The following is a 13,539-nucleotide window of genomic DNA, read 5'->3' as shown; positions in this document are numbered from 1 at the left end:
AGTACTGCTTAATGAGAGAATTGTGGTACAATACAAAAGTTAGAGTTCAGCACTATCCTGCCATTTGTAGGCGATAAGACTAAAACCTCAAGATTTAGGAGAAGTAAATAGGGAGTCTGTTAGCCTGTAAATGCTCGAATGGTTCAACTAATAAGGAGTAGGAGAGAAGTCTCCAACTAATTATAGTTTCACTTTATGTAGATGTAGGAGGATTTTTGTATGTCCGATTCGAAATTTCTGCGCGGAACGCTTATTGTTACGCTAGGGACATTTTTAGTAAAGTTCTTAGGCATGATTTACGTCTTTCCGTTTCATGCATTAGTAGGAACAGAAGGCGGAACGCTCTATACATATGGATACATTCCATATACGATCTTTTTAAGTATCGCAACGGCAGGTGTGCCACTTGCTGTTTCAAAATTTGTTTCCAAATATAATGCGCTTGGCGATTATAAAACGAGCCGGAGAATGTTCCGCTCGGGAATGGTTATGATGATAGTAACAGGAGTTCTTTCGTTCCTAGTACTGTACATGACGGCGCCATTGTTTGCAGAAGCGATGCTTGGTAAACAAAGTATACACAATAATGTAGGAGAAGTTACGACGATCATTCGTCTTGTAAGTTTCGCGCTTATTGTTGTACCAGCAGCGAGTTTAATTCGTGGTTATTTCCAAGGTCACCAGTCTATGGGACCAACTACCGTTTCACAAATTATTGAACAAATTATTCGTATCGTCTTTTTATTAGCAGGTAGTTTTATCGTTATTAAAGTACTTGGCGGTACAGTTGCAACAGCAGTTGGAGTAGCGACATTTGCTGCGTTCGTTTCAGCGGTTGGAGCACTCGGTGTGTTAATTTGGTACTGGCTAAAACGTAAAAAATATTTGGATCAATATTTAATTGAACAAACTGTACCAGAATCAACAGTAAGCACCGTTCAATTGTTTAAAGAGTTATTTGCATATGCGATTCCTTACGTTGTAATTGGGTTAACAATTCCTTTATATCAACAAATTGATACATTGACATTTAACTCAATTATGCAGGCGATTGGTCAAGGTGATATCGCAGAGCGAGCTCTCGGTATTTTCACAATGTGGACGCATAAGTTAATTATGATTCCTGTATCACTTGCAACAGCGTTTAGTTTAACGCTTGTACCAGCAATCACAAAATCATTTACTGAAAAACAATACCGCTATTTGAAATTACAAATTACACAAACATTCCAGGCAAATATGTTTTTAACATTGCCAGCAGTTGTCGGTATTTCTTCACTTGCATATCCAATTTATACTGCGTTTTACGATTCAGATCCACTAGGTGGACAAGTATTAATGTGGTATGCACCAGTTGCGTTGTTATTCGCTTTATTTACAGTAACAGCAGCAATCCTGCAAGGTATTAACCAGCAGAAGCATGCGATTATTGCGCTTATAATGGGCGTTATTTTGAAATTTGTATGTAACGTAATCTTTATTCGTTATTTCGGTACAGTAGGAGCAATTCTAGCGACAGCAGTTGGTTTCTTAGCTTCTGTTTGGTACACAAATCAACAAATTAAAAAATACGCACACTATTCATTCGGTGTTGTATATAAAAGAACATTCCAAATTGCAGTACTGACACTTATAATGGTCGTTGCTGTAAAACTATCACAATGGATTCTATCCTTCATGATTTCGCCTGATGGCCGTATTGGTGCTCTTATAACAGTTGCGATTTGTGCAGGTATTGGCGGTCTTGTTTACGGATTGTTAGCAATTCGCACAGGAGTACTTGAAAGAGTATTTGGTGGAGAAGCATTAGATAAAATTCAACGTAAACTTGGTAGTAGATTTAAAATAAAGTTGAAATCAAGAGGGGCGTAATTACGTCCCCTTTTCTATGATAAATAAAGAAGGTGAAAAACGTGAGATTAGATAAATTATTAGCAAATATGGGATATGGAAGTAGAAAAGAAGTAAAGAAATTATTGAAAGATGGCGTTGTGAAAATTGATGGAACGCCAGTAAAAGATGCGAAAGTTCATGTAAATGTAGAAGAGCAAGAAGTTATGATTCACGGTGAAGTTGTGGAATACAAAGAATTTGTTTACTTAATGATGCATAAACCACAAGGTGTTATTTCAGCGACGGAAGATGATAATCATGAAACAGTAATAGATTTATTAGAATTAGAAGATGCAATCTTTGATCCGTTCCCAGTTGGACGACTTGATATCGATACGGAAGGCTTCTTATTGATAACAAATGATGGGAAGTTATCACATCAATTATTATCTCCGAAAAAGCATGTGCCGAAAAAATATTATGCACACGTTGCAGGAGTAGTAACAGAAGAGGATGTAAAAGAATTTGCTAAAGGTGTTATTTTAGACGATGGCTATGAAACAAAGCCAGGTGCACTTACAATATTGAAAAGCGATGATATTTCTGAAATTGAGCTTGTGATTACGGAAGGGAAATTCCATCAAGTGAAGCGTATGTTTGAAGCGGTAGGAAAAAAAGTAGTCTACCTAAAGAGAACAGAGATGGGTCCGTTAGTATTAGATGAAGAACTAGAACTTGGACAATACCGAGAGCTAACAGATGAAGAAGTAGAAATGTTAAAAACATATCAAGTAGATACTGAAAAGTAGTACCTTTATAGGCGCAGAAAAGACCCCTTTCTAATTATTAGAAAGGGGTATGTATTTATTTACCATACAATTATTTTTCGTTATGAGGTCATTCTCACTTTCTTTCCTGTTGTTGTCCACTTACCGCGGCAAGGGCTATACACGAGTTCATTAAACTGCAACACATTTAGATCACGTTGTATCGTTCGCGGTGTGATCCCGAACTCATCTACAAGGTCTTTCGTCGTTACCGTTCCGTTTTCATTGATGTACATATAAATTGATTTAATGCGTGTTAGCATACGAGTAGTTGTAGGTTTCAAGAGAAAACCACTCCTCTACTAGTTTTTTTGACCCCATTCAGGAAAGAAGGTCGTTACTACCATTGTACTCTACATGATAAAATTCATGCTTTAATCTACTTAAATTTTACAGAAATTTAACAAATATTCATATAGAAAAATATTGGTAGTTGACATTGTATATATGGTCAGTCAACTAACACATAAAATTCTACGTAAAACGCCAAATTCCTGCAAATTTTTTTGAAAAAACAAAAGAAAAACTAATAAGAAATATCTGAAATATTACAATTGTTCGGTATTTAGTTTTCGTGTATGGCATAAGAGATTTCTGTTTGTTATGATGAAAGAAACAATATAGTGAAGGATGGATGCGTGATGTCAGCGATTAATTGGACAGAAGAAGTTGCAAAACGAAAAGATGATTTAATTCGTGATACACAACAATTTTTACAAATTAAAAGTGTATGGGAAGAAGAATCTGCGAAAGAGGGCGCACCATTCGGTGAAGGTGTAGAAAAAGCTCTATCTTTCATGTTACATAAAGGAGAAGCTGAAGGTTTTGCTTCTAAAAATTTAGAAGGATATGCAGGTCATCTTGAAATGGGACAAGGAGAAGAATTAGTAGGTATTCTTTGTCACGTTGACGTTGTACCAGAAGGAGATGGCTGGACGACTCCCGCATATAGTGCGGATATTCGCGATGGAAAGATTTTTGCACGTGGTGCAATTGACGATAAAGGCCCAACGATGGCAGCATATTATGCAATGAAAATTGTGAAAGAATTAGGCTTACCTCTTTCAAAACGTGTTCGTATGATTATAGGAACAGATGAGGAAAGCAATTGGAAATGTGTAGATCACTACTTTAAAAATGAAGAAATGCCAACAATTGGTTTTGCGCCGGATGCAGACTTTCCAATTATTAATGCAGAAAAAGGAATTTCTGATATACAAGTTGTGCAAAATGGTAGTGAAGAGAAAAAAGGTACATATGAACTTGTTTCATTTGATTCAGGGCGCCGTTTAAATATGGTTCCTGATTTTGCAGAAGCAGTTATTACAGGAGAAGATGTAAATGCACTTACAGTAGCATATGAAGAGTATTTACAAACTGCTAAAAAAATAGGGAAATCGACTATAGAAGGAAATACAGTGACGTTGCAAATAGAAGGAATTTCAGCGCACGGATCTACTCCTGAAAAAGGAGAAAATGCAGGTTTATTATTAGCAAACTTCTTAACTACAGTTTCACTTGATGGAAAAGCAACTGCATTTGCGACATTTGCAACAGAAACATTTACTGGTGATATTTTTGGTGAAAAAGCTACTATTGCTTACAAAGATGAAATTAGCGGTCCGTTAACAGTGAATGTCGGTCGCATTTCTTATACGAAAGAAAACGGTGGTAACTTAGGGCTAAACGTACGTTACCCAGTTACAACTAACTTTGAAGAAACAATTGTGAAGTTGAAAGAATATGTTGGTACGCATGGTTTTGAAGTGGCTGACTATTCTAATTCTCGCCCACATCACGTCGATAAAGATCACGTATTAATCCGTACGTTACAACGTGTGTATGAAGAACAAACAGGTGAAAAAGCAGAACTATTAGCAATCGGCGGCGGTACTTATGCTCGTTCATTAAAAGCTGGTGTGGCATTTGGCCCGCTATTCCCTGGAAAAGAAGAACTTGCGCATCAAAAAGATGAGTATATCGAAATTGAAGACTTATTGAAAGCAACAGCAATTTACGCGCAAGCAATTCATGAATTAGCGAAGTAATGGATATATAAATAATGTCCGCTCTCTATTTTGGAGAGCGGCTTCTTTTTACCTGAATGAGATAAGAAAGAAAAGCAACAATAGAAAAGAAGGAGAAGATGTACATGGAACTGCATTATTTTGTCGCAATTACGTTACCGAATCATATAAAAGAAATGCTGTCTAACTATAAAGAGGATATGCAAGAGGAATTACAATTTCGTTCATGGGTACATAAAGAAGACTATCATATTACCCTTTCATTTTTAGGGAGTGCAACGGGGGAACAATTAGAGGGAATAAAGAATGGATTAAAAACAATTGCAGAAACAAAAGAACTATCGTTCACATTACAAGGTTTTTCAACGTTTGGTAGGGAAGATCAGCCTCGTATTTTTTGGGCGAAGGTAAGTGAGAATCACGATTTGTTTCAGTTGCAAAAGCAAATACATGCCATTTGTGAAGAAAATGGATTTTCTCTAGAAACACGCCCATATCACCCGCATATTACCGTTGCTCGTAAATGGATAGGAGAAGAAAAGTTTCGTTTAGAAAGTATAAAAGAAGTGCCTGAAATATCATTTCAAGCAGATACAATTACTTTATACGAATCCCACGTGAAAGAAACCCCGAAGTATAAATCGATTGCTGAAATAAAATTACAAAAATAGAATGTTGAAAACGTTTTTTATGCAGGTGAATATACTATAGAGAAGAATGGAGTTACTGTATAGAGTCTTGTTGATAAGAAAAGCCTTATCATTTGCAGCTCATTTTATCTCGCCTAATTGGTGAAGGCTAATAATAAGTGAGGATGGAGAAATTTTCTCGCTCATTAAAGTTTCACTTTATTTTAACTTTGAGAATGATGGTGATTTTTTTATGTTGAAAGTAAAACGTCCATTTGATGCCTATTTAGATGAAATGAATAAAATTACAATTTTGCTCCCACATGCGTATGGAACAAGTCGGACATTTCGTTTGCAAGAAGGAAGTAATGTGAAAGATTTACCGATTGCTCATACGATTGCGCTTCCAGATGCAACGAAGTATGAGTGCTTTATAGAAGAGCCGCTAGATGTGGGGAAGTATTATACAGTACGAGATGAACGGAATGAAGAAACTGATTTACAAATAGGTGCTGTTATTCGAACAAAAAGTTTCGATGAAAAGTATTATTACGAAGGTACAGATTTAGGTGCTGTTTATCAAAAAGAAGAAACGACATTTAAAGTATGGGCCCCAACTGCAAGGCTTGCGAAAGTAAGAATTTATAAGAGCGATAAAGAATATACCGATCATGAAATGTACAGGGGAGAAAACGGAGTTTGGATTCAAACATTACAAGGTGATTTAGACGGAGCACGCTATACATTTCTTGTTTGTATTAATTTAATATGGAACGAAGCTGTGGATCCTTATGCAAAGTCGGTGACGGTAAATGGAAAACATGGTGTTGTTATCAATTTAGAAAAAACCAATGTAACAAGACGAGAGGGATTACCAACATTACAATCAATGACAGATGCCATATTGTATGAACTGCATATTCGTGATGCGACTATACATCCAAATAGTGGAGTAATTCAAAAGGGAACATATAAAGGATTGATGGAAGAGGGAACAACAGGACGGAATGGGACATTAACAGGGTTGTCTCATATAAAAGATTTAGGTGTTACACATGTTGAACTATTACCTTTATATTGTTTCGGTGGTGTAGATGAGGCGAATCCTTCGTCCGCCTATAATTGGGGATATAATCCATTATATTACAATGCACCAACAGGATATTATGCTACAAACCCCTCTGATCCGTATAACAGGATAGTTGAGTGCAAACAACTAATTGAAACATTTCATGAACAAGGTATTAGGGTGATTATAGATGTTGTCTATAATCATGTTTATGAAAGAGAGCTATCATCATTTGAAAAGCTTGTTCCAGGATACTATTTTCGTCATGGTGAAGATGGTATGCCTTCTAATGGGACGGGAGTCGGAAATGATATAGCGTCTGAACGGAAAATGATGAGGAAATTCATTGTAGAGTCTATTTTATATTGGCTTACTGAATACAATGTCGATGGATTCCGATTCGACTTAATGGGAATTTTAGATGTTGATACAATGAATATGATAGAAAAAGAAGTGCGAAACATAAAACGAGATGCTTTGTTATTAGGAGAAGGATGGGATTTACAAACACCGCTTCCTACCAAAGAAAAAGCAACGTTAAATAATGCGAAGAAAATGCCACATATCGCGCAGTTTAATGATCAATTTCGTGATGGGATAAAAGGGAGTACATTTCATATAAATAAGCGTGGTTTTGCATTTGGTGGGCATGTAGACTGTAATCATTTGCAGTATATTGCAGCAGGAAGTCTTTTAAGTATGAAAGAAACAGGGCTGTTTCTAGAGCCAGCGCAAAGCATTAACTATGTAGAATGTCATGATAATATGACGATGTGGGATAAACTAGTGCGCAGTAATGAAGAATCAGAAACGATTTTGAAAAAACGTCACCTGTTAGCGAGCGCAATGGTTATTCTTTCACAAGGCATCCCTTTCTTACACGCAGGGCAAGAGTTTTATCGTACGAAGAAAGGAAATGAAAATAGTTATAATGCAAATGATGAGATCAATCAATTAGATTGGGATCAAAAAGAGAAAGAGATAGAGACTGTTAACTATATAAAAGGTTTAATTGCGATTCGTAAAGAGCATGGGGCATTCCGATTACAAAGCGCAGACCTTATAAAAAAACATATGACTTTTTTACAAACATCTACAGAAGTACTTGCATATCACCTAGAGCATGTAGAAACGTTTGGGCCATGGAAAGAGATTATCGTCTTATTTAATAGCGGTTTAGAAGCTAAAACTGTGCAACTTCCGAAAGAAGCAACGTGGCATGTGTTAGTAAACGAAAACGAAGCGAAAATAGAGCCAATTTCTTCATTTAGAGGAAAGGAACTTAAGCTCGCTCCAATTAGCACGTATATATTGACGATAATGTGACAAATCGCTACTTGACGATGAGAATGTAATAAATGTAGAATTGACAAAGGTGACGATTTTGATAAGTTGTCATTCTATGACAGGTTTTGTAAAATAAAATAGAGGATTTTTGGCTTAGGCTAATTTTTCTTTTCATTTACAGTAAAATATATGAATCCACAACATGTGTAGAAATGTTGCGGTTTTTCTTTTCATAACTATAAAAGATAAGGATTTGTTAACGGGTAATGAATATGGAATGGTTGGAACAATTATTAGGAAAAGAGTGGAGTCTTGTACCGGCTGGTGGAGTAACGGGCGATGCATATATTGCGCAAAACGGACAACAGAAGTTATTTTTAAAGCGGAATACATCGCCCTTTTTAGCGGTATTGTCAGCAGAAGGAATTGTTCCAAAATTACTTTGGACAAGAAGGGTAACGAATGGTGATGTAATTTCTGCTCAAAAATGGCTTCCGGGACAGAAGCTAGAGCCAGAGGATATGAAACTAGAACGTGTTGCGAAACTTTTGAAGAAAATACACTCCTCTAAAGCGCTTGTACAGATGATTCAAAGACTTGGGAAGCAGCCGCTTCACGCACAAGAGTTATTACAACAACTGCAACTCGTTTTAAGAGGAGATATAAGGGATGATGAAACAATTCAGCAAGGCCTTCAATATTTAATGGATTCATTAAAAGCTATTGAATACAATGAATTCGTTGTATGCCATTGTGATGTAAATCATAACAACTGGCTATTGTCGGATGAAGATGAATTGTTTTTAATTGATTGGGATGGAGCTGTAATTGCTGACCCAGCTCTAGACCTCGGTATGTTATTATATTGGTACATTCCGCGCCAGGAATGGAGTGAGTGGCTCGGTTACTATGATATTGAAATGGATGAATCGCTGCTTAGGCGTATGAGATGGTATGTGATAGCACAAACGATTTTGTCTATTCAATGGCATACAACAAAAAAACAGCAAGCAGAAGCTGAATATTGGCATCAATATTTACAGCAACTACTTGCTTCAGAATGATACTTAAGAAAAATTGTCCATTCCAGCAATCCACTGAGTAAGTTGTTCTTGATTATTGGAAATATGGTTGTCCAAATTAGAGGAAGATTTACCCGATTGACTATAAGAATATACATCGTTTAGCATTGTTTTAGCGTCACTACTTATATTATCGTTTGCGAGTAACGATTGAATGAGGCGCTCTAATTGCTCGCATTCTGAAACTGTCCCGCAGCAATCACTTTGGTGGTTGACTAAAATATCTTTCAGCACTTCTAATTGATGTTGTTGATTAATTGGCATGAACGGATCATCCTTTCGATTGTTTTTCTCTTCAAATGTAAGAGAAAAAGCTGTTTCGTCATGGAATGTTTAATGCTGTATGTAGTTTTTATCAAAATGGTACATCTTATACTTGAAAGAAACGGACCGAGTGCTCGTACGTACTTGGTTTTTTGTTTGGTAGATTGATTAGAAAAGAAAGAAGGAATTATTCCTTTAAAATAGCTATGTAAAGAGAGGGAAACATCTATGCGTTTAAGACATAAACCGTATGCAATGGATCGAATTAATGAATATTCACATATCGTAATCGGAAACCCAGAGGAGCGCGCTGGTAGCTGGAAAGAAGTATTTGGAAACGAACAACCAATTCACATTGAAGTAGGTACAGGTCGTGGCCGCTTCATGTATGATATGGCGAAAGCGAATCCACATATTAATTATATTGGAATTGAAAAATTCACAAGTGTTGTTGTAGATGCACTTGATAAATTAATTGAAGAAGAATTACCAAACTTAAAGTTAATTAATAAAGATGCTGAAGATTTAACAGTTTTCTTTGCGAAAGGTGAAATTGCTCGCGTTTATTTAAACTTCTCAGATCCATGGCCAAAGAAACGTCATACGAAGCGTCGTTTAACGTATAAAACATTTTTACGTAATTACGAAGAAGTGTTAGTAGAAGGCGGAGAAATTCATTTCAAAACAGATAACCAAGGTTTATTTGAATATTCTCTTATGAGTATGGCTGAGTATGGTATGTTACTAACGTACTTAAGCTTAGATCTTCATAACAGCGACTTTGAAGGTAACATCATGACTGAATATGAAGAGAAATTCTCTAGTAAAGGTCATCGTATTTACCGAGTTGAAGCAAAATATCGTACAGAGCCTATGCAGTAATGCGTAGGTTTTTTTACACCTAAAATAATCAGAAATTTATGTTAAGATTAATTAAAAAGGGGGATGTGTAATGGAACAGTTACAAATTGGAGATATAAAAGTAACGTGGTTAAAAGGCGGGAATACACATTTAGATGGAGGAGCAATGTTTGGAGTCGTGCCGAAAGTACTTTGGTCACGTAAATATAAACATAATGACACAAATCATATTTATTTACGAACAGATCCGTTACTTTTGCAAACGAAAGACGGAAATATGCTCATTGATTCCGGGATAGGAAACGGTAAGTTGAATGAGAAGATGAAACGCAATCAAGGTGTAACAGAAGAATCATCGGTTTATGAATCATTAGAAAAATTAGGATTAAAGCCTGAAGATATCGACTACGTCTTGATGACACATCTTCATTTTGATCATGCATCTGGTCTAACAAAATGGGAAGATGATCACCTTGTACCGGCATTTCCACATGCGAAAGTTTACGTAAGTGAAACAGAATGGAATGAAATGAGAAGTCCAAATATTAGATCACGTAATACATATTGGAAGGAAAATTGGGAGCCAATTGTAGATCAAGTTGTTACGTTCCAGCAAGAAATAGAAATTACAGATGAAATCAAGATGGCACATACGGGTGGGCATAGTGATGGACATGCAGTCATCATTTTGGAGAGTCAAGGGGAAACGATGCTACATTTAGCAGATCTCTTGCCGACGCACGCGCATCAAAATGTATTATGGGTAATGGCATACGATGATTATCCGATGACCTCGATTGAAAATAAACAAAAGTGGATGAAGTATGGTGCTGACAAAGAGGCATGGTTTACGTTTTACCATGACGCATATTATCGAGCTGTGAAGTGGAATGAGGAAGGTCATATCGTAGAAAAAATAGAACGGAAAACGAGTATAGAAGCATAAAAATAGGAGGTTGTTCCATCATATTTATTGGAGCAGCTTCTTTTTTATTGTCGGGTTTTGTCGGTAAGTCGATATATTTAAAAAATCGCTGATATAATTTTAATCAATACCCGCAATTTCAAAAAAATAAGAGGTTCACCTAATGGGAACCCTCCGTTTTATGCTGCTATAACCTCTAAAACAGTACCTGTTTTAGCATCAACTAAAAATTCAAATCGTTCTTGTATATCATTTAACATCGTTGTAAGACCGCCGCGATAAACTTCATATGCGACATCATATTTTTCAAATGTCTCTGGAACCATATGTACCCAAGAGCCAGTAATTTCACCTTTATGACTTAATGCTTGTTTCACCATTTTCAATGCTTTTTCTGAAGAAATATGGGATTGTTCTTGTACTTTGTTTGCAACGAGATAACCAGCTGCGAACCCAACGCCAAGACCTGCTACTAAACCTTTCCAGCTCATATATTCACCTCAATTCTATAAAATAAAAATAGTGTACCGATAATAATTATAAAGCAAATACAGCTAAAAAAGAAGAAACTAGAAACATTTCGAAAATTTCGTTACAATAAAAGAGGTATTCTACTAAGGTTTGAAAGAAGGGGACTTCGTGAATAAAGAGACATTACAATTATTTCGTACGTTAACAGAATTACAAGGTGCATCAGGTTTTGAACATGATGTACGCCGTTTTATGAAACAAGAATTAAGCAAATATGCGGATGAAATTGTACAAGACGGTTTAGGTAGCGTATTTGGTCTGAAAAAAGGGGACGAAACTGGCCCACGTGTTCTTGTAGCAGGTCATATGGATGAAGTAGGTTTCATGGTTACGCAAATTACGAAAAACGGAATGCTTCGTTTTCAAACGTTAGGCGGCTGGTGGAGCCAAGTTTTATTAGCACAGCGTGTACAAGTTATGACGAAGAATGGTCCTGTTATTGGGGTTGTTGGTTCTATTCCTCCTCATTTATTAAGTGACGCGCAACGTGCAAAACCGATGGATATAAAAAATATGTTAATTGATATAGGTGCAGATAGTTATGAAGATGCGATTGAAATTGGTGTAAAACCAGGACAACAAATCGTGCCGATCTGCCCGTTTACACCGATGGCAAATGAGAAGAAAATTATGGCGAAAGCTTGGGACAACCGTTACGGATGTGGTCTTGCAATCGAATTGTTAAAAGAATTAAAAGACGAAACATTACCAAATACATTATATTCTGGTGCTACTGTACAAGAAGAAGTAGGTCTTCGCGGAGCGCAAACCGCTGCAAATATGATTCAACCAGACATTTTCTATGCGCTTGATGCAAGTCCAGCAAACGATGCATCTGGTGACAAAACACAGTTCGGTCAATTAGGAAAAGGTGCTCTTCTTCGTATTTACGATCGCACGATGGTAACACATAGAGGAATACGCGAATTCATTTTAGATACAGCAGAAACAAACAACATTCCGTACCAATACTTTATTTCACAAGGTGGTACAGATGCGGGCCGTGTACATACAAGTAACTCTGGTATCCCATCAGCAGTAATTGGTGTTTGTGCGCGCTACGTTCATACACATGCTTCAATTTTACATGTTGATGATTATGCAGCGGCGAAAGAATTAATTACGAAGCTTGTAAGAACAACAGATAAAACGACGTTAGAGACAATTAAGAATAACGCGTAGAGAGGAAGAAGGGCTGAAGAGCCTTTCTTTTTTTAGCTTGAATAGATGACCCATCCATGAGTGGGAGCGGTCAGTGCCTAATTGGTGCTCGAATGGTGTATTAAGACCCTGGATAGGAAAAGAGAGGAAGGCTGTTTTTGTTTTTGAAGACGGTAATGTTGTTAGAAAAAACCTTCTTTTTTAGATTGAATAGATGACCCAGCGATGAGTGGGAGCGGTCAGTGCTTAATTGGTGTTCGAATGATGTATGAAGACTCCAAGTAGGAAGTGAGAGGAAGGCTGTTTTTGTTTTTGAAGACGGTAATGTTGTTAGAAAAAACCTTCTTTTTTAGGCTGAATAGATGACTTGGTGATATGTGGTAGTGGTTGATGCTTAATTCGTATCTGATAGGGATATTAGAATAGAATGATGAATTTTTATAGAGGTGAACGAAATGAAAGTAGTAGTAGGATCAAAGAATAAAACGAAGGTTGGCGCTGTGGAGAAGGTTTGGAAAGATGCTGAAATTACATCTCTTTCTGTTCCGTCAGGAGTATCAGCTCAGCCTTTCTCAGATGAAGAGACGATGCAAGGAGCGATTAATAGAGCGAAGCGAGCGCTAGAGGAAGGAGAAGCTCCAATTGGTATTGGGCTAGAAGGCGGCGTAATGAAAACGGAGCACGGTTTATTTATGTGTAACTGGGGCGCGCTAGCAACAATGGATGGGAAAGTATTTGTGGCCGGAGGAGCGCGTATTACGTTACCAGACGATTTTTTAGCACCTCTTGAAGATGGTAAGGAATTAAGCGAAGTGATGGAAGAGTTTGTGCAGCGAAAAGATATTCGTAGTCACGAAGGTGCTATCGGTATTTTTACAGATGATTATGTCGACCGCACGGAATTATTTGTACACGTTGTTAAGTTGTTAGTTGGGCAATATAAGTATGACAAAAAGCAAGCATAAACCTTGCACCGTACGCGATGTATGGTAGTATAAAAGAAAGATTATAACATGAAAAATGCACCCGTTAGAGGAGGAAAT

13 protein-coding genes are annotated in these 13,539 nt (G+C 36.9%); 10 read left to right on the top strand and 3 right to left on the bottom strand.

Features of this window, described 5'->3' with window-relative positions:
* Positions 1 to 219: 219 nt before the first annotated feature.
* Positions 220 to 1,872: a putative polysaccharide biosynthesis protein gene (locus DN401_RS06960; protein ID WP_001284028.1), complete on the top strand. Its 1,653-nt coding sequence runs from the start codon at positions 220 to 222 to the stop codon at positions 1,870 to 1,872.
* 41 nt (positions 1,873 to 1,913) lie between these two features.
* Positions 1,914 to 2,642 (top strand): pseudouridine synthase, encoded by a 729-nt coding sequence (locus DN401_RS06955; protein ID WP_001234947.1) that lies wholly within the window; start codon positions 1,914 to 1,916, stop codon positions 2,640 to 2,642.
* Between the two features lie 80 nt (positions 2,643 to 2,722).
* On the opposite strand, the gene DN401_RS06950 is transcribed toward DN401_RS06955, so the two are convergent.
* On the bottom strand, positions 2,723 to 2,944 hold the full coding sequence (locus DN401_RS06950) for a DeoR family transcriptional regulator (protein WP_000805512.1): 222 nt from the start codon (positions 2,942 to 2,944) through the stop codon (positions 2,723 to 2,725).
* 357 nt (positions 2,945 to 3,301) lie between these two features.
* On the opposite strand from DN401_RS06950, the gene pepV reads away from it, so the two are divergent.
* The 4 genes from pepV (at position 3,302) to DN401_RS06930 (ending at position 8,736) form a co-directional block, all read left to right on the top strand.
* Positions 3,302 to 4,708, top strand: a complete 1,407-nt coding sequence (pepV, locus tag DN401_RS06945; RefSeq protein WP_001274236.1) for a dipeptidase PepV — start codon at positions 3,302 to 3,304, stop codon at positions 4,706 to 4,708.
* A 104-nt stretch (positions 4,709 to 4,812) separates the two neighbouring features.
* A complete protein-coding gene (gene thpR / locus DN401_RS06940) occupies positions 4,813 to 5,358 on the top strand; it encodes an RNA 2',3'-cyclic phosphodiesterase (RefSeq protein WP_000418986.1) in 546 nt (181 codons plus the stop codon).
* 211 nt (positions 5,359 to 5,569) lie between these two features.
* A complete protein-coding gene (gene pulA / locus DN401_RS06935; protein WP_149287639.1) occupies positions 5,570 to 7,711 on the top strand; it encodes a type I pullulanase in 2,142 nt (713 codons plus the stop codon).
* A 227-nt stretch (positions 7,712 to 7,938) separates the two neighbouring features.
* Complete coding sequence (locus tag DN401_RS06930; RefSeq protein ID WP_001986674.1) at positions 7,939 to 8,736, top strand: phosphotransferase family protein; 798 nt, start codon at positions 7,939 to 7,941, stop codon at positions 8,734 to 8,736.
* 3 nt (positions 8,737 to 8,739) lie between these two features.
* Here DN401_RS06930 and DN401_RS06925 read toward each other — a convergent pair whose 3' ends face one another.
* Positions 8,740 to 9,018, bottom strand: coding sequence for a YtzH-like family protein (locus DN401_RS06925; RefSeq protein ID WP_001122235.1), 279 nt, complete (start codon positions 9,016 to 9,018; stop codon positions 8,740 to 8,742).
* Between the two features lie 228 nt (positions 9,019 to 9,246).
* Between DN401_RS06925 and trmB the strand changes: the two genes are divergently transcribed.
* Both trmB and DN401_RS06915 read left to right on the top strand, forming a co-directional pair.
* A complete protein-coding gene (gene trmB / locus DN401_RS06920; RefSeq protein ID WP_149287638.1) occupies positions 9,247 to 9,900 on the top strand; it encodes a tRNA (guanosine(46)-N7)-methyltransferase TrmB in 654 nt (217 codons plus the stop codon).
* Between the two features lie 70 nt (positions 9,901 to 9,970).
* Positions 9,971 to 10,825 (top strand): YtnP family quorum-quenching lactonase, encoded by an 855-nt coding sequence (locus DN401_RS06915; protein WP_000436847.1) that lies wholly within the window; start codon positions 9,971 to 9,973, stop codon positions 10,823 to 10,825.
* Between the two features lie 158 nt (positions 10,826 to 10,983).
* Here the strand turns inward: DN401_RS06915 and DN401_RS06910 are convergent, their stop codons facing one another.
* Positions 10,984 to 11,295 (bottom strand): PepSY domain-containing protein, encoded by a 312-nt coding sequence (locus DN401_RS06910; RefSeq protein WP_000118543.1) that lies wholly within the window; start codon positions 11,293 to 11,295, stop codon positions 10,984 to 10,986.
* A 148-nt stretch (positions 11,296 to 11,443) separates the two neighbouring features.
* Here DN401_RS06910 and DN401_RS06905 point away from each other — a divergent pair, with 148 nt between their 5' ends.
* Together DN401_RS06905 and DN401_RS06900 are read left to right on the top strand one after the other, a co-directional pair.
* Positions 11,444 to 12,517: a M42 family metallopeptidase gene (locus tag DN401_RS06905; protein WP_001031514.1), complete on the top strand. Its 1,074-nt coding sequence runs from the start codon at positions 11,444 to 11,446 to the stop codon at positions 12,515 to 12,517.
* Positions 12,518 to 12,951: 434 nt separating this feature from the next.
* The gene (locus DN401_RS06900; RefSeq protein WP_000869940.1) at positions 12,952 to 13,461 is read left to right on the top strand and encodes a DUF84 family protein; all 510 of its coding nucleotides are present in this window, start codon (positions 12,952 to 12,954) and stop codon (positions 13,459 to 13,461) included.
* Positions 13,462 to 13,539: the final 78 nt, after the last annotated feature.

The sequence above is a fragment of the Bacillus sp. BF2-3 genome, assembly GCF_008368795.1.
GTDB classification, from domain to species: Bacteria; Bacillota; Bacilli; order Bacillales; family Bacillaceae_G; genus Bacillus_A; species Bacillus_A cereus.
The sequence above is the reverse complement of the archived record's forward strand: the minus strand, read 5'-3'. Positions and strand labels throughout refer to the sequence as shown.